This window comes from Vibrio sp. 2132-1 (genome assembly GCF_033344315.1).
On record NZ_JAWPON010000002.1, the window covers coordinates 140,372 to 167,014 of the forward strand.

Consider the following 26,643-nt stretch of genomic DNA (forward strand, 5'->3'; position numbering starts at 1 on the left):
GAGATACTTATTATGGAATTAACAACAACAGTAACCGAGTTACGTTACGCACTTGACACCTTTTTCTTCCTCATTTCCGGTGCGTTGGTAATGTGGATGGCAGCAGGTTTTGCGATGCTAGAGGCTGGCCTTGTGCGCTCTAAAAACACAACAGAAATTCTTACGAAGAACATCTGTTTGTACGCCATCGCATGTACGATGTTTCTGATTGTCGGTTATAACATCATGTATGTCGATAATGGAGAAGGAGGCTGGTTACCTTCATTTGGTACGCTAATTGGTACTCAAGGTGAAGGGGCCGACCACTCTTTAGAGTCTGACTTCTTCTTCCAAGTTGTCTTCGTTGCAACTGCCATGTCCGTCGTTTCTGGTGCGGTAGCTGAGCGCATGAAGCTTTGGTCTTTCTTGATTTTCTCTGCGATTTTAACTGCGTTTATCTATCCAATGGAAGGTTACTGGACATGGGGTGGAGGCTTCCTAGCAGAAGCTGGATTTAGTGACTTTGCGGGTTCTGGTATCGTACATATGGCAGGTGCTTCTGCTGCTCTTGCTGGTGTGTTACTGCTTGGCGCGCGTAAGGGTAAGTACGGTAAAAATGGTGAAATCTATCCGATTCCAGGTTCTAACATGCCTTTGGCAACGTTGGGTACTTTTATCCTTTGGTTTGGCTGGTTTGGATTTAACGGTGGCTCTCAGTTGATGGTTTCAGATTTTGAGAATGCTACAGCGGTAGGTCAGATCTTTCTAAACACTAACGCAGCAGCGGCTGCCGGTGCAATTGCGGCGCTATTCGTTTGTAAAACTACTTGGGGTAAAGCCGATTTAACGATGATTCTCAATGGCGCGCTAGCTGGCTTGGTTGCCATCACTGCAGACCCTCTATCGCCATCACCACTGTACGCGGTTGCGATTGGTGCGGTGTCGGGTGCACTAGTAGTATTCAGTATCATTGCTCTAGATAAACTTAAAATTGACGATCCAGTAGGTGCTATCTCAGTTCACGGTGTGTGTGGTTTCTTCGGCCTAATGGTAGTGCCACTGAGCAACGGTGATGCAACGTTTGGTGCACAGCTTTTAGGTGCCGTAGTTATCTTTGCTTGGGTATTTGGTGCCAGCCTAGTTGTGTGGGCAATCTTGAAAGCAACCGTTGGGATTCGCGTTACAGAAGATGAAGAAATGGAAGGTATGGACATGCATGATTGTGGTGTTGGTGCTTACCCAGAGTTTGTTACGGTGAAATAATCATTAGCTTGTAATAAATGGTTACACACTTAACACAATAAAACCTGCTCCGATGAGCAGGTTTTTTAATATTCGTCATTGTCTTCTTATTGAACATACATATAATAACGCAACTGATAAACGTTATCATTAGCATGGTAAAGGATTAAACAATGAAAAAACTGCTAACTCTTTCAGCACTAACTTGCGCTACTCTAGCTCCAACAGCAATGGCTGCTGAAGAAGTGAACGTCTACTCTTACCGTCAACCTTTCCTAGTTGAACCTATGTTCAATGAGTTCACTAAAGAAACTGGCATCAAAGTAAACGTAAAATTTGCTAAAAAAGGCTTAGCAGAAAAGCTAGCTCAAGAAGGTGAGTACAGCCCTGCTGACGTTATTCTTACGACAGACATCAGCCGTCTAGCTGAACTGACAAACAAAGGTTTAGTTCAGAAAGTCGATAGCAAAATCATTGAAGAAAACGTACCTGCTCAATACCAAGATAAAGAGAATGAGTGGTTTGCTCTAACTCTACGTTCTCGTAGCGTTTATTCATCACGTGATCGCGTAGGTAAACTAGGCGCAGATTTCAACTACGCAGACTTAGCTAAGCCAGAGTTCAAAGGTAAAATTTGTACTCGTAGCGGTAAGCACCCGTACAACGTTTCTCTAGTTTCAGCAATGATTGCTCACAATGGCGAAGCAGAAACCAAAGAGTGGTTGGAAGGCGTGAAAGCAAACCTTGCTCGCAAACCACAAGGCAACGACCGTGCACAAGTTAAAGCGATCAAAGAAGGCCTATGTGATGTTTCTCTGGGTAACAGCTACTACCTAGGTAAAATGGTTAACGACAAAGAGCAAAAGGCTTGGGCTGATGCAGTTTACATCAACTTCCCTAACCAAGAGACTACAGGCACTCACGTGAATATCTCTGGTATGGCGATGGCGAAGTACTCTCCAAACAAAGACAATGCTGTGAAGCTAATGGAATTCCTAACGGGTGACAAAGCGCAGCAAATGTACGCAGAAGTTAACTATGAGTACCCAGTTAAAGAAGGCGTGAAGCGTTCTGAGCTTGTGGAATCTTGGGGTGACTTTAAAGCAGACAAGCTTTCTCTAGACGATATTGCAGCCAACCACGAAGCGGCAATTAAGCTATTAGACGAAGTGAAATTTGACCTTTAATTCCTTGTGGGGGTATAACAGTACCCCCATTTGATTAAAGGATATGAGATGTATTTGCAACAGCATTTGTATTTCATACAGCCTTGCAGTAATTAGGCGATGAAAGATAAACACTCTTTATGGAAAACCAGTAGTGGGGTAATAACTCTGCTACTGGTTTTGCCGATCTTAGCGATCTTCTACACCGCGATTGGTGAAACGGATGATTTGTTTGCTCATTTAATGGCAACGGTCATGCCGACTTATATTTTTAACACGGTTGCGCTAACTGTTGGCGTAATGGTGCTGTCCTTAATTCTTGGTATTCCAAGCGCTTGGATAATGGCCATGTGTAAACTGCCGACCGAAAAATGGTTGCAGTGGGCATTGGTACTACCTCTTGCAATGCCAGGTTATATCATTGGTTATATTTTTACTGATTGGTTTGATTTTGCAGGCCCGATTCAGATCTTTTTGCGTGATGTAACCGGATGGGGACCTGGCGAGTATTGGTTCCCTGACATTCGTACGTTGCCTGGTGCGACCTTTGTGTTGGCTTTGGTGTTGTATCCTTACGTGTATTTATTGTGCCGGGCTGCGTTTATGGAGCAAAATGTCTCTTTATTGCAAAGCGCGCGTTTGCTCAAGTGCTCTCCATGGGAAAGCTTTTGGCGCATCTCGATGCCGTTAGTAAGACCCTCTATCGCAGTGGGTTTATCATTGGTCGCAATGGAGACCATTGGCGACTTTGGTACGGTAAGTTACTTCGCGGTGAATACGTTAACCACAGCGGTCTACGATACTTGGTTGGGGTACTCTAATCTTAATGCGGCAGCCAAGATTTCTGCCATGATGCTCGTCATTGTAGTACTGCTTCTTAGTGCAGAACGATACAGCCGCCGTAAACAAAAGCTTTTTCAAAGCCAATTTAACAGTCACGAAGATTTTCGTTACGAGTTGACGGGCTGGAAAAAGTGGACCGCACTAGTTTGGTGCTGGGGCTTGGTTTCGGTCGCGTTTATTTTGCCGCTACTACAGCTGATTGATTATGCGATCACTTATTTTGCACAGAGTTGGACCTCAGAGTTTCGTGAATACGCATGGAATAGCTTAGTTGTGTCTGTTATTGCTGCGATTATTGGTGTTGCTGTCGCACTGATCGTTAACTTTACCCATCGAGTCAATGGTAAACGAGAAAGCTTGGCATTTATGCGTCTTTCTTCTATGGGCTATGCAGTACCAGGAACGGTACTAGCCATCGGTGTGATGGTCGCTGTGCTGTTTATGGATCATCGTGTCAACGACGTTGCTAAAGCCATGGAGTGGGGAAGGCCGGGACTTATCTTTTCTGGTTCCATGTTCGCACTAGTATTTGCCATGGTTGTGCGCTTTTCCGCGGTAGCGATTGGTAGTATCGAAAGTAATTTAAATAAAATTTCTCCGTCGTTAGATATGGCATCGCGCACTATGGGTTGTAAGCCCAATGCCATGCTGTGGCGCGTGCACTTTCCGCTGGTTAAGCGCGGTGCACTGATTGCGGCTTTATTAGTGTTTATCGAGTCAATGAAAGAGCTCAATGCGGCTTTGTTACTTCGTCCGTTTAACTTTGAAACACTAGCCACATACGTTTATAACTTCGCCTCGGATGAGCATTTAGAATTGGCCGCTTTGCCAGCGGTTCTGTTGGTTCTTGTTGGGTTGATCCCGCTTGTTGTTGTTAACCGTTCACTGGAGCAAAATCACTGATGAGCTGTGCATTATCAATTAAAAACCTAACGTGCCAATATGACGATCAAACCGTACTCGAATCATTGTCTCTTGAGGTAGAACAAGGGCAGATTGTCTGTTTGCTAGGAGCTAGTGGCTGTGGGAAAACAACACTATTAAAGGCCGTTGCGGGATTATTGCCGTTAACGTCAGGCGAAATGAGTCTAAATTGCGTCACAATTGATGATGGGGAAAACTGGTTGCCGCCAGAACAGCGTAATATAGGGATGATTTTCCAAGATTACGCACTTTTTCCTCACTTGACGGTGGAGCAAAACATTGCCTTTGGCTTAAAGCAGTACTCGACAAAAGAGAAAAATGCCAAAGTTCAAGAAATGTTAGAACTCGTGCATCTTCAAGGTTATGGCGATCGTTATCCTCATCAATTGTCTGGTGGACAGCAGCAGCGTGTTGCGATTGCTCGCTCATTAGCTTACAGCCCAGACTTATTGTTACTTGATGAACCGTTTTCTAATATTGATACGCAAGTTCGCCATGAGTTGATAAGTGAGATCCGTAAGATTTTTAAGGCGCAAGGCGTGACTGCCATTTTTGTTACGCATAGCCGTGAAGAGGCTTTTGCTTTCGCCGATAAAATGGCAGTGATGAACAATGGAGTCATCGAGCAATATGGCACAGCATCTGAGCTTTACTACCAGCCTTCAAGTAAATTTGTCGCTGATTTCTTAGGGGGTGGCAGTTACCTTGCTGCTAAACGGGTTTCGAATTCAGAATATGAAACCCACTTGGGCGTGGTTGAAGCCACGGCTCAACAAGATATTCCAGTACAGGCGGAGTGCTCTTTACTGCTAAGACCGCAGCATGTGCAAATTCAATCCGATGAAGATAGTTCGGTAACCGTATTGGAACAGCATTTTATGGGTGATCACTGCCGTTATGTGATTAACGCGAATGGTGACCGTTTGTTAGCTACAGCTTCGCAAGCATTAAATATAGGTGAGTCCGTCGCGGTGAAAATTGAAACGCAAGGCGTCCTGGCATTTGCTTAACGCTCCTGAGTATCTTTTCTATCTCGTTTACGACTTTCCAACATACAATAAAAAAGCCCGGCTGTGGAGCCGGGCAAGTGCTCTTCTCCTTTTTGATGAGCGCCTTTTCAGACAGCGTCGACTCTCATCATAGTGCGCGAAGCGGGCACAAGGTTCAGTTATAAAGACAAGAAGTCTTTAAACTGTTGAAGAACACGTTCCGCAGTGTCCTTATCTTGCATCTCTGCAAAAATTCGTAGCAGTGGCTCAGTGCCAGAGAAGCGAGCGATGATCCAACCGCCGTTTTTGAAGTAGACTTTCGCGCCATCTTCATAGCTGACTTTTTCGATTTCAAACTCAAACTCAGGCAACTGCTTTTCAACATAAATCTTGTTGAACAGTACGTCTTTTTGCGCTGGTTTGAACTTGCAATCGCCTTCTGCCATGTAGGCATAGCCGTACTTGCCGTAGATTTCATCTAGCAACTCAGACAGCTTCTTGCCGGTTACTGAAATCATTTCTACCAATAGGCTTGATGCGAATACACCGTCTTTACCTTTGATGTGGCCGCGAATGGTTAGGCCACCAGAGCTTTCCCCGCCAATCAGTGAGTCATCCGCTTCCATTTGGGAACTAATGTGCTTAAAGCCTACAGGAACCTCAAAGCATTTCTCGCCATGATCTTCGGCGACTTTATCGAGAAGGTGGGTGGTTGCGATGTTACGTACCACGGAGCCTTTCCAGCCTTTGTATTCAAGTAGGTAGTAGTAAAGCAGCAGTAGCACTTCATTTGGATGAATGAAGTTACCTTTTTCGTCGATAATACCAAGACGGTCCGCATCGCCATCAGTACCGATGCCAATATCGTAACCTTGCTCTTTCACTAGGTGCATCAAACGGTAGAGTGTTGCAGCGCTTGGCGAAGGCATTAACCCACCGAAATCTGGGTTTTTGCCATCGTTAATCACATCAACGTCACAGCGGCCGTTGATTAATACGGTTTGCAGTGCGTTTTTCGCGACACCAAACATTGGGTCGATCAAAACACGTAAATTCGCCTTCTTGATCGCTTCGATGTCGATAAAGTCGATGATTGAGTCAACGAATTCGTTCATCGGATTGATGATTTCAATCAGCTTATCTTCAACCGCTTGTTCAAAGTCGACGCTTTTTACATCTTGCGCAGTGAGCGCGTCTATTTGTGATTCGATTTTTTGGGTGATGATTTCATCTGCGTCACGACCGCCTTCAATGAAGACTTTAATGCCGTTGTAATCGGCAGGGTTGTGTGATGCGGTAATACATGCCGAGTATGCGCAGCCCATTTCTTTCGCTTTAAACATTACGATAGGTGTTGGGACAAATTTGTCGATAAAGCTGACAACAATGCCGTTTGCTGCTAAAACTTCAGCGAACCAACGACCTGCTTTATCGGAAAGAAAACGACGGTCATAGCCAATTACAAAACCGCGATCAGCAACCGATTCATTATTCGTGATGTTTGCAACTGCTTGGGCAACCAAGCGTACGTTATCTTTGGTGAACTCCTCACCAATAAATGCACGCCAACCGCCTGTACCAAATTTGATCATGATTCGATCCTCGATAAGAGCGGCATCCCACCGCCTCTTAAATCTTTGCTAGCGAACCGATGCACTTGTAAAACATAAATGCACCGGATAAATCAAAAGGGGAGAAGGACTCCCCCAAAAGATGATTAACCTAGAGTAACGATAACTTCGTTTACTGAACCTTCCGCTTGAACTGGGACAGAGGCACCATTCACTGCTTCACCGTTCACAGTAATCGACTTAACACCTTTGCTCACTGAGTCTGGGTTAACTACTTTGATGTTGTACGTTGCACCTAACCATTGACGAGTCACTTCGAAACCTGGCCAGCTCGTTGGGATACAAGGATCGATGGTCAGGCCATCGAAGCCTGTACGCACACCGAGGATAAAGTTGGTTACGGCGAAGTAAGCCCAACCAGATGTACCTGTTAACCATGGGTGGTTTGCACGACCGTGGTCTTGGTGGTCACGACCCATGATGAACTGTACGTACGAGTAAGGTTCTGCAATACGTTTTTCGATGATGTCGTTCTGGTTGTATGGGTTTAGTGCATCGTAGAACTTCATTGCACGGTCACCACGACCTAATTTAGCCTCAGCTACCCAAGCCCATGGGTTTGGATGTGAGAAGATTGCCCCGTTTTCTTTTACGCCTTGATAAACGCGAGTCACAAAGCCGATGTCATCGTTTGGTGTTGCGAATGATGGTGAGTTTAGGTGAAGGCCGTATTCAGAGAACAGGTTCTCATCGACAGAGTCCATCGCTTTTTCGCCGCGCTCTTGAGATACCGCACCAGAAAGTACCGCAAGTGTGTTTGACTCTAGGTGCACTCGGCCTTCCGCTTGTTGCGCAGTACCGATCTTGTCGCCATTCTTCGTCAGACCACGGATGTACCAACCGCCTTCGTCATCCCAAAGGTGGGTTTCACACGCTTCACGAACGTTTGCTGCCATCACCGTGTATTTTTCAACGTCGGCTTGTTTACCTAGGTATTTCGCTAGGTCGATGAACTCCTGCAGTGCCCAGAAATGTAGGAACGACACCATTGAAGATTCGCCACCACCTAGGTTCAGACAGTCGTTCCAGTCTGCACGCAGACCTTTACAGATACCGGTTTGACCTACGTATTCAGCCGAGAAGTCTAGCGCGGCTTTCATGTGGTCATAAACCGTTGCATCGCCACCGTCGGCGTAAGGGATCACTTCGTCGAAGAAGCTGTGCTCACCGGTTTCCATCACGTACTTACAGATGGTTGGAACTAGCCATAGATGGTCATCGGAACAAGTGTCTTCGATGCCGTGAATTTTGTCTTCATCAGAAGGTGTTGGAACTACGGTTGGAGACTTCGATGGTTTAACATCAGCTTTTTCTGGATCAAACCAATCTGGATCGAATAGGTGTAGACCGTAGCCCGCTTTTACTTGGCCGCGCAGTAGGTCAACGATACGTTTGCGCGTCATTGCTGGGTTAGCGTGAGGAACTGAGATTGCATCTTGCGCTGTATCGCGGTAACCAAGACCAGTACGGCCTCCCACCTCGATGAATGAAGCAAAGCGAGACCACACCACACACGTTTCCGCTTGGTATAACGTCCAAGCGTTGATCATGGTATCTAGACCTTCGTTTGGTGATTTCACTTGGAACTTGCCACAACGCTCATCCCAGTGTGCTTTGATACCCGCAAATGCATTGTCGACTTCTGCAAGGTCTTGGTACTTAGCACGTAGACGGTCACCATTGCCTTTACCGATACCTAGAATGTAAGCAAAGCGAACTTCTTCACCCGGCTGGATAGTGAATTGCTTGTGCAGAGAGCCACAGTGGTTGTAACACGTTTGTGCTGTGTTGAAACACTTACCTTGTTCTACCGCTAGCGGGTTTGCTTCGTCATGGTATAGGCCAAGGAAGCTGTCACGTTGACCGTCGTATGAATCTGGATCAAATGTTGAAGCTAGGTAGTAGAAACCTTCGAAATCGTTGGTGTTGTAGTACAGGTCGTACTCAATCACGCCTTCATTGTAAGCCGTACCTGCTGAGTACAGAGACATCTGATGGTTTTGGTTATCAGATTGAATGTGGCTGAATGAGAACTCAACAAATGAGAATGCACTGATCGTACGTGGTTTGTCAGAGGTGTTTTTAATCACTACATCCCAGATTTCAGCGTCTTCGCCTTTTGGCACGAACAGAGTTTTTGTTGCGGTAATACCGCTGTATTCACATTTGAACTTAGAGTAAGACAAGCCGTGACGAACTTCGTAGTTTGCTTCGTCTAGGCTCTTCGCAACTGGTTGCCAAGAGATTGACCAGTAATCACCTGTCTCATCATCACGCAAGTAAACGTAGTGTCCTGGGCGATCGAATGTCGCATTTGGACGAAATTTAGTAACACGGTTGTATTCTGGAGAGTTGTAGAACGAGTAGCCACCCGCGTTGTGCGAGATAACCGTACAGAACTTCTCAGTACCTAGGTAGTTGGTCCATGGTGCTGGTACGTCAGGGCGAGTGATGACGTATTCGCGATTCTCGTTATCGAAATAGCCGTATTTCATTTGTGTCTTTCCTTTTTACGAAGCTGCATCAGCAGCCAAAATTTAAAAACTCTTCAAGCGTGATGTTTCGACATCAGTTTTGTATTACTTCCACGGTTTACGGTAATTCACTCCCTGCAAATCAAGCAGAGGTAGATGGCCTTTCAAGCGTGATAAATAGTCGGTCCAATCTCGGTGTTGTTTGTCTGTCCAACATGCTTCTGCCATTGCAGTTAAACGAGGGAAGATCATGTAGTCCATGCGAGGTTGGTTATTGATAATTTCGCACCATAATGCTGTTTGAATGCCCCAAATGCGCTTACGTATTGGGTCGTCAGCAGGCACTTCAGCGAGCGGCTCGTAGTTGTAAGCTTTTTCTAGTGGCAGTGGGTTTGCCCAGTCCACGCCCGGTTCTTCAGGTGCGTAGTCTTGGGTCATATCTAGGTAAGTGGTTTGTGCTGGTTGCAGCACCACATCAAAGCCTTGGCGAGCACAGTTCAATGCCGCTTCTTCGCTTAGCCATGAGTAGATCACCGTATCTTTACTGACTTTGTCGCCGTGTTGAGCTTCTTCCCAGCCCAGCATGCGTTTGCCCAATTTACGAAGTTTGTCTTCGGCATAACGCAAGAAGTGTCCTTGCAAATCTTTGTAGTCGCTGTAACCCAGTTGTTCCATTAGTGCTTGGCATGCTGGGCTTTTTGACCATACGCCGTTAGGTACTTCGTCGGCACCAATATGAACGTAAGGCGCAGGAAAAAGCGCAGAGACTTCTTCTAGCACTTTGTCGATAAATTCATAACTCCCCGGCAGAGCAGGGTTAATGACGTTGTCGTTGTAATGCTGAATACTGCGGTATTCGGTGGTATCTTCCGCTTCTACCAATAGGTGTGGTAACGACTTGATGGCGGCTCGGCAATGACCAGGTACATCAATTTCAGGAATGATGGTGATGCCGCGTTGCGATGCAAATTCGATAACGTCTTTGATGTCTTCTTGTGTGTAGAAGCCGCCGTAACGTTCATCAAAGTGCGTGTACTGTGGTTCATTGATCTCATCCAATCCGCGCCAAGCACCAATATCGGTCAGTTGAGGCAGTGATTTGATTTCAATTCGCCAACCCTCATCGTCGGTAAGATGCCAATGGAACGTATTGAACTTGTAATGAGCCAGTTGGTTGATCAAGCGTTTGACTTGCTTAACGGAGTGAAAATGACGAGCACAATCCAGCATCATACCGCGGTAACGAAAGCGTGGCCTGTCCTTGATTGAACAGCAAACTACTTCCATTGAGTTAGGTTGATCGCCAACTTTGATTAGTTGTAATAACGTTGCACAAGCATGGGTAAAACCAGACGAAGATCCTGCTTCAATTTTGATTGACTCTTCGGCTACTTTCAGTTTGTAAGCGCCTTCATCCAAGGTTGGGTTGCCTTTGAAGATGATCTGACTGCCATTGTCTGATGCGAACTCAAATTGGTGAATGCGCTTAAGCTCTTCAAGTAGCCATTCTTTAGCTGAATTGGCCAGGCTTGAATAAACCGCGACGCCAGCATGATGGTCAAAGCTAAAATAGTGATCGCTGACCTCAATATGGTTGGGTTTTGGCAGCAAGGGTTGTGCATGGGTTAAACTTGCAGGAATCTCACTGCGTTCACGGTATGGTGAAGCTAATACGATAGGCGTGACATCCACTTGTGCGCGCTGTGGGTTTCCATCAACGACAAAGTTGATCATCGCTTCGTTAAAGCCATCCGAGTAATAACGGAATGGGTTCGAACCAATACTGAATTCACAGTAATAGTGATGGTTGGCAGCCAGTACCAGCCCTTCTGGCTTAAGTGTGCAAAAACTACCAATTTGAGTCAGTTGACCATTTGAAACGCTGTCTGGAAGAATGTAACGATCGAAAGCGAAAGTTAAGCTCCAGCTGTTTAGGTCTTGGTCGCTCAAGTTATGAAAGGTGAGGCCAAAGCGGCAGTTTTGTTTCTGCTCAGAAAGGACTACGAGATCAACACGATATTCCATATCTACTCCTACGCCGCACTGAGCGAGTAAAGGTTATGTTCTGGTTTGCCAGCAAACATAATTGCGCCTTCAATCGCGTCAAACTGTGGCTCAACAATCCATTGCTGAACTGGTGGTGAAAGCCAACGTACAATGCGTTCAGCTATGCTGCCCATTAAACAAATACGTGTTGCGCCGCGCTTGTTTAATGCCACGAGAAACATTTCTATATCCGCTGCGGTTTGCTTCAGCATTTCAATGGCCAGTGCATCGCCTTGTTCCGCATGTTGGAAAATAGCCGGAGAAAACTGCCCATAATCACGAGGAAGCGCCTGTTTTGACCACGCCACCACGTTGTCGACCTCATTTTCGAAATGCGTCATAACGTGTTGTGCTAGGGGCGTTTTTTCTCTGATGCCATCTTCAGCTAACAAAACTTGCTGAACTAGGCGTAGCCCCATCACTGCGCCGCCACCTTGATCCGAAATAGGGAATTCACGACCACCGACAACGTGTTGCTCCAATCCTTTAAGGTAGATGCCACAAGAACCGGTTCCCGCAATCATGATTGCGCCATCTTCGCCATTGTGCGCACCAACGCACGCACCGTAAGCATCGGTATTCAGAGTTATACTGGCAAATGGATGAGGAAGAGACATGAAGGCTTGCCAAGATGCTTTGTGCTCTGCGCCAGCAAGGGCTAAGCCGACGTGCATCGACGCGAAATCTTGTTGTGTCAGACCGCCTTGCTCGGTAGCCGAAGTGATGGATTCAAGAATCGAAGCCATTGCTATTTCAGCACCTAGCATGATGTTGGCACTGCCGCTTTTGGCCTCGCCAAGAAAATTACCTTGTGAATCTTTAATCCTGGCTCGACATGACGTGCCGCCACCATCGATACCGACAAAATACATTCCCATGATTATTCTTCCTTCATATTTTTAGAGGTCGCCAACTGAGAAACATGCTGAGCTTGACTGATTATCGCGAGTAAGTACCAAGCGCCATGCGGGATCCATTGTTCGCCCCAGCGCCAGTTTTGTAACACGTCTTCTTTTTGTGCTGGTGGATTAAATGCAATGTCTTCCTCGTCTTCAAAGCCGCCAGTGATTCCGTTACACACGCCACCTTTTGCGTTGAAGAAACCATATTGAGGGAGGTAATCAGGGTTGTTACGACCATGGCCATCTAGCATGCACATGTCGTATGGGTTTAAGCCTACAACCCAGTTCAATGCATCTTGAGCAAACACAGAAAGTTGCTGCTGTACTTCTTGCGACGCTATATGCGGTTGAGCAAGGTACGCCATCGTCGCGAGTGAGCCCAGTCGAGCATTCTCGCCTTGCCACCAATAGCCGGATTCATTGTTGTGTGCGACAAAAAATGCCTCGCGTTTTGACTCATTTACGCCTTTAACATATTGGCGAGGGTAACCGAATGGGTTGATCACTCTATTCGATATTGTGACCTCAAACTCACACGCTAGGTTGACGATACGTTTTACCGATTCCGCTCGTGCTGAGTCGTCTTCAATTGATAGATATTCGCATAGGGCAATAACTGGTAGACCAGCTTCGGCTGCGTGAAAATATGGACGGCTGCCGTCTTGGTTTGCTGACCAAAAGTGTTGAATCTGTTCGTCGCTCATTTGGCGTGCAACTAAACGTTGCGCCCACAAACGGCTCTCTTCCAAGTAGCGAGTTTCTTTGGTTGCTTTAAACAGTTCTACACAAGCCAGTAGCGCACAGTATTCGTCGATAATGTTTTCTTCCCCATCATTGAGGTACTGCGTATTGTGCTCTTTTAAGTGCCAGTAACCATTTTCGGCAGCGTTGCGGTATTTTTGTTGATCGTATTCACCGTGAACACTTAAACGCGATGCTGCCGCTAGCGCTGCAATGGCGACACCGCCACCTTGTCGAAAGCCTGCTTGATAGTCGTCAAATTTGTGACCAAGTTGAGTTTCGTACGCGCAAATCTCGCGTTGCGCAGTATCTTTGCTCCACTTGTCAAAGACCGTCATGTAGAAAAAGCCTTTTTCGTTTTGCATACGCACAAGAAAGTCTGCACCGAACAGGGCTTCTTCAATCAGACGTGTACGTGTGAAAGCTGCAATGTCTTCGCTTCCTTCAAGCAACGAAACCCCTTTTAGGATGTTCCAAACCACCATTGGGGTTTGTTGAGGATTCAAATAATTCGCGTATGAAAGGTGACTTAAATACTTGCTAACGTCTCCTGATGCGTCGTACCAGCCGCCGTGTACATCAACCTTTTTATTGGAGTTTAGTACTGGAAGTTGTCGATCTTGTTGATCGAAGATCCCGCCGCAACGTTGCGATTTGAAGTAGTGGATCACATCTGACAAAGTTTGAGCCAACAGAATGTGTTCGCCAACGATGAAAGAGGAAGAGCGCGTATCTTCTACTTGCAAGAAATAGTCACCTGACGTTGTGAAAGAGGAAAAGTCGATGAGGTAGAAATAGCCCTGATGCCAGTTCGCCACTTTACCTTGTTCTTCAACCGCAAAAGTTGCCACGGTTTTCTCGCTAGTGGCACAAATCAATTGAGCAGTGTAAGAAGACAAGTGTGGTTGTTCGGTCTGGATAATGGCTTTCTTTGGGCCCAGACGTTCATAACCAATGTGGTTAGTCAGTAGCAGCATTCAATGTCTCCGGGAAACGATAAAAACAGGAAGGGGCCAGGCTGAACCTGACCCTCGTTATGATTAATCTTCAAATAAGTAACAGCGGACAAAGTGGTTGTCGGACAGTTGAGTGACGCCCGGTAGTCGTTCGCGACATTTGTCGGTAGCGTGTACACAACGTCCAGCAAATGGACAGCCGACAGATTCGGGTGTCCAAAGTGGGATTTCCCCTTTGTTGCCTTTCAGTTTCTCGTGAATAGACTTCGATGGATCTGGAACCGCAGATACCAACAGTTGCGTATATGGGTGTTGAGGATCGTGAATGATTTCTTCAGTATCGCCCCATTCAACCATGTGACCTACGTACATGACCGCGAGATCTTCAGCAATGTAACGCGCTGTTGCGATGTCGTGAGTGATGTAAAGCAGAGACATTTGTTTCTCGAATTTCATCTCTTCCATCAAGTTCAGAACACCGGCACGGATTGATACATCGAGCATCGATGTTGGCTCATCCGCCAATACCACTTCTGCACCAACTGCGATGTTACGAGCTAGGTTTACACGTTGACGCTGACCGCCAGATAGCTGGTGCGGGAACTTTTGCGCCGTTTCTTTTGGTGGAATAAGACCAACTTGTTCAAGTAGGTCGTACACACGCTCTTCCAGTTCTTTCTTGTTGCCCGGTGCTACTTTCTTATGAATCAGCAGCGGGCGCGCAATATGGTGGAAGATATTGTGCGTTGGGTTTAGCGAGCCAAACGGGTCTTGCCACACCATTTGTACACCTTCACGGTAGGTCATTAAATCGTGACGAGAGGTGATGTCTTGGATATCACGACCTTTGTATTCAATGATGCCATCGGTTGGTGCGTACATTTTTGCAATCATTTTTGCAGTAGTAGACTTACCTGAACCAGATTCACCTACCACTGACAAGCCGCGGCTCTTGTACATTTTGAAAGAGACGTCGTTGATTGCGCGCATCTTAGATTGTTTGATTGAGTTACTGTTTAAAGGGAAGTCCTTAACGACATTTTTACCCTCAATCAGCAGTTCGCCGAATTGTTTGCTCATAATTCTCTCCAGTGTAATTTTTGTTCTTAGCTAGCGTTTTTTTGTTGTTAAACCTTAGCTTGAGCAATGGTGTCGCCGTACAAATGGCAATTTGAGAGGCGACCTGGTTCAATTTGACGTAATTGGGTTGGTACACGTGTACATGCTTCATGTACGCGGTCGCAACGAGCTTGGAAGCGGCAGCCCTGTGGAACTTCTAGCAAGTTCAACGGGTTACCTGGAATGCCAGTCAATTTGGTCTTTGGTCCAGTTAGTGGAGGGAAAGAGCTACCCAAACCTTTGGTGTAAGGGTGGTAAGGACTTTCCAGAATTTGCTTAGAAGGCGCGACTTCAATCAACTCACCTGAGTACATGATGCCGATACGATCCGAGAACTCGACCATCAATGACAAGTCATGTGTGATGAACAGAATTGAGAAACCAAACTCTTCTTTAAGCGCGTAAATTTTTTGTAGAATTTCACGTTGAACCACTACATCCAATGCGGTAGTCGGTTCGTCCATGATGATCATTTTTGGGTTCAGAGCCAAAGCGATTGCGATTACTAGACGTTGACGCATACCACCAGAGAACTGGTGCGGGTAATCACTCAATCGGCTAGGGTGGATATCAACGATTTCCAGCAGACCTTCAGCGCGTGTTTTTGCTTGAGCGCGAGTCATATTGGTATGACGCATGATGACGTCACAGAACTGCTCTTCCATGGTTAGAACAGGGTTCAAAGCGTTCATCGCACTCTGGAATACCATCGACATTTCACTCCAGCGGAACGCTTGCATGCGATCATCGCTGTACTGAAGGATATCTTCACCGTTGAAGATAACCTCACCACCTGTGATAAACGCTGGTGGCTTATGAAGGCGCATTAGTGAGAAGGCAACAGTGGATTTGCCACAGCCAGATTCACCAGCCAGACCGAATACTTCACCTGGTGCAATGTCGAAGCTCACGTTGTTACAGGCGCGGACATCGCCCGCGTCTGTGATGTAGTCTACGCATAGGTTACGGATGGAAATTAGTGGTGCAGTCATGATTATTTATCTCCGCTCCATAGTGCATTTTGTGGTGCCAGTTCAGGCTCACGCTCTTTCTTGTCTTTTGCTGCTAGTTTTTTCCAGCGTTTCATGCCTTTGTGAGAACGAAGTTGAGGGTTCGCAATTTCGTCAACGGCAAAGTTCAACAGAGCAAGACCAGTAACCAGTAGTGTTAGGGCAATACAAGGTGCTAGTACTTCCCACCATGCGCCAATCAGCATGGCTGATGAGGTTTGCACGTTGTAAAGCATGATGCCCCAACTGATAGTGTTGGCATCACCCAAACCTAGGAACGAAATGACCGCTTCAGTGTTGATCGCCAGCATCACTGAGCCAATGAAGCTCGCACCGACAATCGGGATAAGGTTTGGTAAAATCTCAACGAAGATGATGCGGAATGAAGATTCGCCCAATACTTCAGCGGCTTTCACAAACTCTTTCTCGCGTAGAGCCATGGTTTGAGAACGGACAACACGTGCGCCCCACGCCCAAGAGGTACCAGCGATAATCAAGGCAATGGTGAGTGGACCTGCTTCACCGATAAAGGCCGCCAACACGAATAGCAATGGATACTGCGGAATTACTAACATGATGTTCATCGCGGCACTCAATACGTCATCCACTTTGCCGCCGAAGTAACCTGCCGATATACCAATGACTGTTGCTAAGAAGCACACGATGATGCCAGCGCCAAAGCCTACACCCAGTGATACTCGTGCACCGTAAGCCACTTGCGACCAGATATCGCGACCCATTCGGCTAGTACCTAATACGTGGTCGGCCTTTTTAGACATAATCAGCGTACGACGATCGTCTGCCAGGTTTTTAGCGACCCAACCATCAGGATTGTTTTGTGCCTGTTTTACAACAAAGCTTGGGTATTCGTGTGGGTTACCGGTTCGCTTGTCTGGCGCATGCTTTGTAAGTAAAGGAGCGGCAATCGCAACGAACACGAACAGCGTAACAATGCCAAGACCAATGCGAGCAAATGCGTTACCTAAAATAAGTTTGAATAGTTCTTTCATGATTATTTGCCTCCCGAACGTAGGCGAGGGTCTAGAATCATGTACAGCATGTCAGCCATTAAGTTGAAGCACAGCATGAACATCGTCATGATAATTAACTGACCTTGAAGTACTTGGTAGTCACGAGCGTGAATTGCGTTCAATAGAACAGTACCTAGGCCTGGGTAGTTGAAAATCATCTCGATGATTAATTGACCTCCAATGGCCATACCTAAAGACATAGACAGTGCGGTAACACTTGGAAGTAGTGCGTTACGTGCGGCGTAATTAAAGACGACGCGGTTTTCACTCAGCCCTTTACCTTTAGCCATCGTGATATAGTCTTCGGCGAGAAGGTTGATCATGTTGTTACGCATGTTAACTAAGAAGCCACCAATTTGAACGATGGTTGCACAGAATAGAGGTAGTACAGCGTGGTAACCCACGTTCTTGATGAACTCCCAGCTTGTCCAATCAGGAATAGTACCTGGCGTGTAAGCATAGCCAGATGGGAACCATTTCAGGCCAATCGCAAAGGTAAACAGCGCTAACATTGCGATAACCATTTGTGGAATAGCTTGAATGATCAATGTGCCAGGCGTTACGAATGCATCGTACTTACTACCGCGCTTCCAGGCGGCAAAAATACCAAGGACAGAAGCGATGGAGAAAGAAAGAACAACCGCAGTACCAGCTAGAAATAGTGACCAGCCAAATGCACTACCTAGTAAAGAATTAACTGAAAGTGGGTAGAACTGGATTGAGGTGCCCAATTCCCAACTTAGAATGTTTTTAATGTACGAGAAGTACTGAATGTAAATTGGCCCATCAACGAAACCGAGCAGTTCTTTCATTGCTGCGATTCGTTCTGGAGTCACCTGTACTGAAGCATTAGCAAACATCATGGTAACTGGGTCACCAGGCATTGCTCGCGGAATAATAAAGTTTAACGTCGCTGCAACTAAGAGCGCGACAAGATAGAACGACAAACGTCTTAAAAAATAACCCATAACTCACACCTTACTCACCCAGATTTTTTCCCTGTTTCTGGTTTCAGGTCGCTCCTAGCGAAATTTAGAGCGAAAAATCCCCTGACGACGAGCGCCACATATTGGTTTCGTTAACAAGGGATTTTTATAGGCGGCACACGGGATGTATGCCGCTTGAAATGAACTTCTACTTATTTAACTGGTTTTAGGTCCAGTACGTGAAGTAGACGCTCTGGGATACCTGCCCAAATGTTTGGACGGCCCTTAGGGTTTTCTTCGTTCCACCAACCAGTGAAGCGAGTTGTGTTGTATTGGTACATGTACGCGCCAGATAGCACAGGAATAGTTACTTGGTCCTGAGCAATGATCTTCTGAATGCCATGAGCGATCTCTAGTTGTTCTTGCTTATCTGCTGTCTTGTAGAAGCTGTTAAGAAGACCGTCTAGCTTATCGTTCTTGTAGAAGTGCATTGCAAAGCGAGGCATGCCGTCACCAGCTTGTAGCTTCGAGTTGTAGCCACTATCCCAGTACAAGTGTGGATCTGCACCGTGGAAGTAGTTGGTGTAAGCAACGTCGTAAGTACCTTCTAGCATAGCTTGGTTGTATACCGAGAAGTCCGGTGTACGAGCACGAGCTTTAATGCCCACTTCTGCTAGTTGCTCAACGGCTAGTTGTACCGTGTTGTTGAAGTCAGTCCAACCGTTTGGTGATTGAATTAGAAGCTCGAAAGACTTGCCAGATGGTGTATCCACAAAGCCATCTTTGTTTACATCTTTGAAGCCAGCTTTAGCTAGAAGCTTTTTCGCACCTTCCGCGTTGTATGTGTTGTAGCCTTTGTACTTGTTGTGCGTCTCTTCATCAGACCAAGCTTCGAATGCGTAGCCAAGGCCAGATGCGAAGTCGTTCACTGTACCGCCGCCGTAGAAAGCGATATCAATAATAGTTTGACGGTCTAGCGCCATAGAGAACGCACGACGGAAGTCAACGTTAGTTAGCGCTTCGTTTTTCGCAGCGTCTGGGTTTTTGAAGTTCACTACAAATGCTTGAGTACCCGCTGGTGGGTACCAGTAGTGGTGATTCGGACTTGCTGCAGCGTACGTACGGTCGATGTCTGGTACGAATGAAGACGTCCAGTCCATTTCGCCGTTAACGATTTTGCCCAAGAATTGGTCGTTGTTCGCGATTTGCGGCACACGCAGACAGTCTACATCTAGGTTGTCTGCATCCCAATAATTCGGGTTCTCACACTGGATATATAGCTGCGGTGTGAAAGTGTCGATTTCGGTAAATGGACCACTGCCTACTGGATTTTCGTTTGTGAATGTTGCTGGATCTTTTACTTTGCTCCATACGTGCTTAGGTACGACGGGTACTTTCGCAATTTCGTAAGGAACGTTTGAGTTTGCTTCGCTTAGACGGAATTTAACTTGGTAGTCGTTAACTTTTTCTACGCCAGTCACCCAAGAGTTGATACCAGATTGGTCTAGCTCTGGCTTCTCTTTAACTAGGTTGAAAGAGTAAACAACATCATCAGCGGTAAACGCTTTGCCATCAGACCATTTTACGCCCTTACGGATATCGAAGGTTACGCTCATCAGGTCATCAGCCATGGTAAAGTTTTCTGCTAGACGAAATACAGGCGTATTACCGTGCATTTCGTTAAAAACAACGAGCGGCTCGTAAATAAAGTCGGTTGTTGTGTGCAGGTTAGTTGCACCCAAGAAAGGGTTAAAGTTACGAACGAAAGTTGTAAACTCTTTAGGGTGGATAGTCAGTTCACTGCGTTCAGCCGCAGTAGCTACCGATGCAAAACCTGTAGTAGCCGTTGCAATAATTGCTGTTGCTAGTGCTGTTTTTTTTATATTGGCAAGCATAGCTGTTCCTTACTATTTGCTTTCATTTCACTAAATGGAATTGAATGTCATCAATTGATAAACACTCTCTAAGACCTACCTCTTGTACATGCCTTACTCATTACAACATTGAGTTTCGCCAAGAGTGGCCTGTAGGCCTTAGGCAGGAGTAAGAAAACACCTTATCCATAAAATAATCAAACTTGATTCCCGTTAAAAACGTTAAAATCTCTGAGCTCTCCGTTATAAACGTTATTTTGGCTAATTTTAACCAGCATTGGGCCAAAAAATAAACGTTGATATGCGTCGCAGTTTATATCCTTGTTAATAATGAATGTTGGTGATTACTAACCTGTTGGTCCTTTTTAAATATACGTTTCTTGCTTGGTTTCTAGGTTTGGAGATCTCGCTCACATGCAGAAATGGTGTTAATTAATCAGCTAAAAATTAATCTGCCGTTCTGTTGTGATTAAGTTCGCAATCTCTATCAATAGTTCGTCAAAATCCGCTTGTTATCTGAAAAATGGCCTTTTTTATCGACAGTTTTCTTCCGTTTGTTGTCCTTTTTTTATTGTATGAATGAAGTTTTTCGGTTGCTCGAACTTACCTAGTTAAGACAAGTTAAATGGATAAAGTCGTACGTTTTGAAGACCAACAATAGATAGCGTTGTCTAACCAAATGTTCGTTATTGGAAATATGTTAACGGGGTAGGAAGAGGCGGTCTCTTTTATCTCTAGGAAGGGAATACTCGAATAACAAAAAAGCCCAGCATGCACGCTGGGCTAGTTTTTTGATAAATATTAGCTGGTCAATAGTCGCTGTAGTTTATCTCGTTGTGCTTCTATGTATGCTCTCTCGGGGCTCTGTTCTTTGCAGTGTTCGAGAATGAACTCTATCGAGCTTAGCACCGTTCTCCAACGTGGTGTTTTGGGTAATGTTTCTATACGCATGTATTTATCTAAAGTGCGTGTTTGCAAAGTACTACGGTCTAGATAAACGCGCCACAAGCCACTTTGCTCTGCAAATGCGAACTTACTTTCACCCGTTACAGATTCCCAATACTCTAAAGCATGTGTCATTGCGTCTACTAGAACTTCTCGCATAAGTTCTTGCTTGTCTTTTTTATTACCGAGCGCTTTGTCTGCAAGGCGCGTAAATTCTCCGCCAAGCTCTTTTAGCTTTTGTAATTGGTCTTTGTCACCATCAAATGCATAACTTGAAAGCACTTCTACGGCGGTTTCTAGATTATGTATGCGAGCGGCACTGGCTCCACCGCCGACATTAAAGATGTACATGATATCTAACCCTGAACCTTCAGGGAGCTTAAGAATGTCTGCTTCGATGTTCTGACGAATATCTTCAATATAGATATCAATCTTGCCACAGTAATGAGGTTGTTTGACGGTTAGATATTTAGGGGCAATCAGCTCATCAGCAGATGAGCGCTTTAGCTGTTCTAAGCTACGCTTGAATAGCTTACAAGCAGCTTCGTTAGCAAAGCGAATACGCTTGTCTTCACGTAGACAGATGATTGCTTCAGGAGCCGATTCTAGCTGTTCCAACAAACGACCTTGAGTCTCAAGTAAGCTTGCTTCAACGACTGCTCGCTGTCTAAGTTCAGACTCTAGCACTTTGTTTTCCATATGGCGCATTTCTGCTTTGCTTGCCGTTAAATGCGCTTGGATACGTGCCGCCAACTCTTGTTTATTAAATGGTTTCGATAAATAGTCGTTGGCTCCTGCTTCAAAACCTCTTACACGATCTTCTGTTTGACTGAGTGCGGTGAGCATAATGATTGGCAATTCGGCATGATCATAGGCTTCACGTAGTTCACTACAAACTTGGTAGCCGCTCATGCCTGGCATCATGATATCCAATAACAGAAGTTCCGGCTTCTCTTGCTCGACGAGCGCTAACGTTTCTGGCCCATCGGAGACGGTACGCACACGATAGCCCTCTAAACGTAAAAAGCTTTCAAGCACGCGTAAGTTTACTGGTTCATCGTCAGCAACATACAGTAACGGGCCGTCTGGGTTCTCTGGAAGTGATAAGTCTTCACTGTTCTCTACATTAACTTCAGGAATTTGGAAGTGCCCGTGCGCAGCTAGAGTCTGGGTTGCTTGGATTTCTTCTTCACTGGCGAGCGGTAAAGTGAAACTGAAGGTAGTTCCGACCATTGGTTGGCTACTGACGTATAACGAGCCTCCCATTAATTCGATCAATTGACGGCTAATGGAGAGCCCAAGTCCTGCACCTTGACGATAACGGCTCGCGTCTTGCCCTGCTTGGATAAGTGGTTCAAAAATATGTTCAAGTTGTTCTGCGGGAATTCCTTGTCCAGTATCCACGACTTGTACGCGTACATGATCATCTACCACATTAGCGGAGATAACAATTTTACCTTCTGAGGTGTATTTAATCGCATTGCCAATCAGGTTATATAGCACTTGTTCAAGGCGTTGCGGGTCAGCTGACACTGCTTTTAAATCCGCTGGGACTTGGTTGATGATGCGGATGGTTTTACTTCCGAGTAAATGGCTAGAAAGCTCTAAAACCAATCGTGTTGCACTGCCCAAACTCACTGCTGATTTCTGGATATCCATGCTTCCATAACGCATTTTATGATAATCCAACAAGTCATCGACTAGATTAGCGAGACGCTGACCACTTTTAATGATGATATCAAGCTGATATTTCTGGCTAGCGGGGATCGCACCATTGGCGCCGGACGCTAAGGTTTCAGCAATCCCGACCATGCCGTGTAACGGTGTACGAAGTTCATGAGAAGTCGTGGCTAAGAATTCATCTTTTAATTTATCGGCCAATTGCAGTTCTTCATTCTGTTTTTGAATGATCTGTATGCTGCTTTCTAGTTCTTCATTTTGCTTCTTAATGGTTTGAATCTTCTCTCGAATAGAGCGTTGCATTCGTTCAAAGCTTAACGCAAGCCGACCAATTTCATCTTTACGAACCGTATTAAAAGACGTGTCATCAAGATCCCCTGCAGAGACCTTTTCGGCAACCCAAGTCAATTTCAGCAACGGAGAAGTGATAAAGTTTGATAAATAGTGAGAAGCTATCACCACAAGGATAATGGCGATCAACATAGCGATAACGAATAGTTTTTCGAGTTGATGGATACGAGCGAAAGCTTCGTTTTCTGGTAACTGTACGACGAGCGCCCAAATCACACCACGAGTTTCAATCGGTGCATAAGCCGCGATGATTTCTTCACCTAAGCCGTTCGTGTAAGTGCCGACACCAAACGCACCAGAGAGTGCTTTATCGATCACTTCTAAACTGTTCTTAATGTCGTCTTGTTTCGTGTTAATTGTGCGAGGTTGGTGATCATTTCCAACCAGCAGGGTGTTAATGGATGACTCTCGATTAGCGTCTGCGGCTAACTTAGTGATGCCATTATTTGGCAAGCGGAACATGGCATAGCTGTGTAGATAACCTTGCTGAACAATTGGTGCACCTAGCCAAGCGACTGATTTACCCCCTTCCAGCTCGAAGTCAGACACAATCACAGGAGTGTAGTCTTCGTTTACTTTTCGACGTTCAGTCACATCATCGGCGAGACGCTTGAAAGTTTTGCCAAGTGCCGAGTCTTTGTAGGGGCCTGATAACAAGTTCGTTCCGTAGTTATCGTCTTTGTTGATCGAGTAGGTGACGTTACCATTGATGTCGACCAGCAAAATGTCATTAAAATCAGAGCGCTTGAGGAGCTCCAAGTAGGCCCAATGATAGCGTTTATGCAAAAGCCGGTAACGTTCACTTCCTACATAGTTGGATGACTCGGGTAACGTTGAGGTTTTGATTTGGTCTCCGCTGCCCTCGATGTAGCGCTGTTGGGCGTTTTTACGAGACTCTTCAATATCATTGCCTAAACGACTAAAAGCATTGACGAGACCGTAGAATCGGCCACCACTGGCGTAAGCCAACTCTGAGCGCACAAAGCCCATGACTTCGGTTTCTCGTGCCTCAAAGTAGTCGATGATTTGCTGCTGTTTTGTATCTCGAACAGACAGTAAGTGCGAGGTGCTTTGTTCTTGCAGATCTTTACTGTGGGACTGCAAGAAAAAGATCGCAGTAATGGTAAGAGGTGTGATACTGAGCACCAGAAATGCGGTCATCAGTGTACTCTGAAGGCGCTTAAATTTCTGTTTTTTGTAGAATTTAAACATGGATAAGATTACAACTCATAATGGGCAGTTCTAAAACATACTTCGCTGCCGAGGTTCTCGTTAAAAACGGATAAGATGTTCAACTAGATAGAATTAACAAAATTAACGAGTTTTTTTTCTTTGACAAGAAAGTTAGTTGTAAAGCGTGCAGGGTGACGCAGTTTTTCTTATGAGTGTTGAATTTATGAGAAAAAATCGCGCAGGTTTGTGCCTGCGCGGGGGAAGTTATGATTTTTTCGCGTAGTAGATAGAAAATTTATTGGTCTTATTTAGCGTCTCGCAATTATTAAACGCCCGCTCGATAATTGGTGGGTATTTTAAGAAGCTATTCGCGACAATCACCATTTCACCGTCTTTGGTTAGATATTGTGGTGCCTGGCCCAACAAGGTTTCCGCTGCGTTGTAATTTGTGTCTAAACCACTGTGGAATGGCGGGTTGCTGACGATAAAGCGGTAGTCTTTTGCGGTATCCGAGTATATATCTGATGCAAATACGCGTCCGGATAAACCATTCGCTTCTAATGTGGCTTGGCTAGAAGTGATCGCATAAGCATTAATGTCACACATCTCAATCGCGATCTCTGGATTCGCTTTCGCCATAAACGCACCGAGCACACCTGCACCACAACCAAAGTCGAGCACTTTGCCCGACAGCTTAGGTAAGGTTTCAAGCAGCAATCGGCTACCTAAGTCGAACTCGCCATGGCTGAATACGCCAGGTAGGCTCTTAACCGCTAGCGACTGCTCACCGAGTGTAACAGTGTAAGACTTAAACCAATCTGCTTGGTTGAAAGGTTTTGGTTCATTGAGGCAATTACCCCAGTAAAATGAGCAGCGACGAGCAGAGTCGTACTTGTTCACAGGGCCGTATTCTTGGAACATCTTCTCGATGCTCTTGATGCCGGAGCGGTTTTCACCAACGATGACGATTTCGGTGTTAATGCCCAGTTTCGCCATCAACATCGCCAGCAAGTATTCTGCTTCGGCTTTTGCTTTTGGCCAGTATAAAAGGACCATGTCTGCTTTTGTTTCAACATCAAACACAGAGCCAAAATGACTTTTCACTTTGTCAGAGGTTTGAATTTGGCGGTAGTAGCTATAGTTGGAAGTAAACACTTCAACAGACTCACAATGAGCTACTAACTCAAGAGGAAATAGGTCTTCAACTTCACCAGCGACTAAAACGTGTTTTCCGTTGAAGTATTCAAGTTGGCGCTGAGCTATTTGGCTAGGAGCGATATAAGCAGACATAAATTTGGTTCATCAGAAATAATTTGGGGCAGATTTTCGCACAATCTGCCCCAAGCTTGAAGTGATTAAGCGGTGACTAGCTGTTGTCTTGTTGGTTAAGGAAGTCTTTGAATTCTTCCTCGTAGATATTAAACAGTACCATGGTCACGGCAAAAATAAGTGGGCCGTAGATAAGACCAATCAAACCAAACAGATGCAGACCACCCAGTAATGAGAAGAAAATCATAAGGGTATTCATGCCGGCGCTGCCTTGCATTAGCAACGGGCGCAATAGGTTATCTATAGAGCCAACGACAACTACACTCCACACCGTCAAAAAGATAGCCCAAGTCATATCGCCTGTTAAGAACAAGTACGCTGCTGCAGGAATCCAGATTAGCGCGGTTCCTACCACTGGAATGAATGATGCAAAGCCCATCATCGTTCCCCAAAATAGCCCAGGGAAGCCGGCGAGCCACATACCGATGCCGCCAGCCAAACCTTGAGCAATCGCCGTCATGAATGAGCCCATTACGGCTGATTTAGAAACTTGCTCTATCTCTGTCAATATTCGGTCTTCTTGGCTACGTGAAAGTGGCAGAATATGACGAATCGCAGAGATAATTTTGTCGTGGTCACGAAGCAGAAAAAACAACACAAACAGCATTAGGAAGAAGTTCATTAGGAAGTTGGTTGCGTCTCCTAAAATCTTTGCGCTAATAGCAACTAAGTTAGAGCCAAACGATGTGGCAAATTGCCCAATTTTCTCAGCGATGGCTTTGGGCTCGATTTTATCAAAAGGTAAGTACTCATTAACAATCGCTAAGCCTTTGATAACGAAAGGATGTTGGAATATATCTTGGATACCACCATTGGTAACCCAATTATATGTATTTTGTGAGAAAACAGAGCCTTGCTGAACAATGGCGGCAAACACAAATAAAAGCGGGATAACAATAATAAACGTCAAGACGACACATGACAGCAGTGCCGCCATATTGGGGTGCTTGGGAATTTTCTGCTCAAACCATTCGTGTATCGGAAACATGAGCAAAGAAATGATAAAAGCCATCACAATGGAATTGATATATGGCTCAACCAATAAGTAGCAAGCAAAAGCAGCGGCGAGTAAAGCAACCATTAGTACTCGGTGACTCGACGTTATTTTTACATTATTTGGCATGGTATTAGTCCAACTTACAGGTGACGTTTACGGTTTATGCCTTCAATGATGGCGTGTAACCTTTATTACTTTGCACTCTTAACTCTTTCAAGCTTATGACAATGCCGAATTAGAGCAGGGCGATGTACCTTGCTATAATGACTACAAATCAGTCGGTTATCAATCAAGAGATGAGCTATGGGTTGTTGC

General features: G+C 45.5%; 17 protein-coding genes. 4 read left to right on the forward strand and 13 right to left on the reverse strand.

Features of this window, described 5'->3' with window-relative positions; translation table 11 throughout:
• Nucleotides 1–12: 12 nt before the first annotated feature.
• The 4 genes from R8N47_RS02375 (at nucleotide 13) to R8N47_RS02390 (ending at nucleotide 5,164) form a co-directional block, all read left to right on the forward strand.
• Nucleotides 13–1,242 (forward strand): ammonium transporter, encoded by a 1,230-nt coding sequence (locus R8N47_RS02375; RefSeq protein ID WP_005386568.1) that lies wholly within the window; start codon nucleotides 13–15, stop codon nucleotides 1,240–1,242.
• Nucleotides 1,243–1,394: 152 nt separating this feature from the next.
• Nucleotides 1,395–2,408, forward strand: coding sequence for a Fe(3+) ABC transporter substrate-binding protein (locus R8N47_RS02380; RefSeq protein ID WP_005386566.1), 1,014 nt, complete (start codon nucleotides 1,395–1,397; stop codon nucleotides 2,406–2,408).
• A gap of 99 nt (nucleotides 2,409–2,507) precedes the next feature.
• On the forward strand, nucleotides 2,508–4,133 hold the full coding sequence (locus R8N47_RS02385) for an ABC transporter permease (protein WP_005386564.1): 1,626 nt from the start codon (nucleotides 2,508–2,510) through the stop codon (nucleotides 4,131–4,133).
• A complete protein-coding gene (locus tag R8N47_RS02390) occupies nucleotides 4,133–5,164 on the forward strand; it encodes an ABC transporter ATP-binding protein (RefSeq protein ID WP_064354280.1) in 1,032 nt (343 codons plus the stop codon). Before R8N47_RS02385 ends, R8N47_RS02390 begins: the two co-directional genes overlap by 1 nt.
• Nucleotides 5,165–5,322: 158 nt before the next feature.
• On the opposite strand, the gene R8N47_RS02395 is transcribed toward R8N47_RS02390, so the two are convergent.
• The 13 genes from R8N47_RS02395 to R8N47_RS02455 form a co-directional block, all read right to left on the reverse strand.
• Complete coding sequence (locus tag R8N47_RS02395; protein ID WP_033905585.1) at nucleotides 5,323–6,735, reverse strand: phosphoglucomutase/phosphomannomutase family protein; 1,413 nt, start codon at nucleotides 6,733–6,735, stop codon at nucleotides 5,323–5,325.
• A gap of 125 nt (nucleotides 6,736–6,860) precedes the next feature.
• On the reverse strand, nucleotides 6,861–9,269 hold the full coding sequence (locus tag R8N47_RS02400) for a GH36-type glycosyl hydrolase domain-containing protein (protein ID WP_064354279.1): 2,409 nt from the start codon (nucleotides 9,267–9,269) through the stop codon (nucleotides 6,861–6,863).
• A gap of 84 nt (nucleotides 9,270–9,353) precedes the next feature.
• Nucleotides 9,354–11,273 carry a beta-N-acetylhexosaminidase gene (locus tag R8N47_RS02405; protein WP_064354278.1) on the reverse strand — a complete coding sequence of 640 codons (1,920 nt, stop codon included), beginning with the start codon at nucleotides 11,271–11,273 and terminating at the stop codon, nucleotides 9,354–9,356.
• 8 nt (nucleotides 11,274–11,281) lie between these two features.
• On the reverse strand, nucleotides 11,282–12,172 hold the full coding sequence (locus tag R8N47_RS02410; protein WP_017820409.1) for an N-acetylglucosamine kinase: 891 nt from the start codon (nucleotides 12,170–12,172) through the stop codon (nucleotides 11,282–11,284).
• A 2-nt stretch (nucleotides 12,173–12,174) separates the two neighbouring features.
• Nucleotides 12,175–13,914: a glycoside hydrolase family 9 protein gene (locus R8N47_RS02415; RefSeq protein ID WP_064354277.1), complete on the reverse strand. Its 1,740-nt coding sequence runs from the start codon at nucleotides 13,912–13,914 to the stop codon at nucleotides 12,175–12,177.
• A gap of 63 nt (nucleotides 13,915–13,977) precedes the next feature.
• Nucleotides 13,978–14,973: an ABC transporter ATP-binding protein gene (locus R8N47_RS02420; RefSeq protein WP_005380041.1), complete on the reverse strand. Its 996-nt coding sequence runs from the start codon at nucleotides 14,971–14,973 to the stop codon at nucleotides 13,978–13,980.
• A 47-nt stretch (nucleotides 14,974–15,020) separates the two neighbouring features.
• Nucleotides 15,021–16,004 carry an ABC transporter ATP-binding protein gene (locus tag R8N47_RS02425; RefSeq protein WP_005386550.1) on the reverse strand — a complete coding sequence of 328 codons (984 nt, stop codon included), beginning with the start codon at nucleotides 16,002–16,004 and terminating at the stop codon, nucleotides 15,021–15,023.
• Nucleotides 16,005–16,006: 2 nt separating this feature from the next.
• Nucleotides 16,007–17,032 (reverse strand): ABC transporter permease, encoded by a 1,026-nt coding sequence (locus tag R8N47_RS02430; RefSeq protein ID WP_025768199.1) that lies wholly within the window; start codon nucleotides 17,030–17,032, stop codon nucleotides 16,007–16,009.
• 2 nt (nucleotides 17,033–17,034) lie between these two features.
• The gene (locus tag R8N47_RS02435; protein ID WP_053304108.1) at nucleotides 17,035–18,021 is read right to left on the reverse strand and encodes an ABC transporter permease; all 987 of its coding nucleotides are present in this window, start codon (nucleotides 18,019–18,021) and stop codon (nucleotides 17,035–17,037) included.
• 170 nt (nucleotides 18,022–18,191) lie between these two features.
• Entirely contained in the window at nucleotides 18,192–19,874 is a 1,683-nt protein-coding gene (locus R8N47_RS02440; protein ID WP_005380037.1) for an ABC transporter substrate-binding protein, read from the reverse strand.
• 780 nt (nucleotides 19,875–20,654) lie between these two features.
• Nucleotides 20,655–24,041: a response regulator gene (locus R8N47_RS02445; RefSeq protein WP_064354276.1), complete on the reverse strand. Its 3,387-nt coding sequence runs from the start codon at nucleotides 24,039–24,041 to the stop codon at nucleotides 20,655–20,657.
• 225 nt (nucleotides 24,042–24,266) lie between these two features.
• A complete protein-coding gene (gene rsmC / locus R8N47_RS02450; RefSeq protein WP_017820412.1) occupies nucleotides 24,267–25,292 on the reverse strand; it encodes a 16S rRNA (guanine(1207)-N(2))-methyltransferase RsmC in 1,026 nt (341 codons plus the stop codon).
• A gap of 76 nt (nucleotides 25,293–25,368) precedes the next feature.
• A complete protein-coding gene (locus R8N47_RS02455) occupies nucleotides 25,369–26,454 on the reverse strand; it encodes an AI-2E family transporter (RefSeq protein ID WP_005386541.1) in 1,086 nt (361 codons plus the stop codon).
• Between the last annotated feature and the right edge of the window lie 189 nt (nucleotides 26,455–26,643).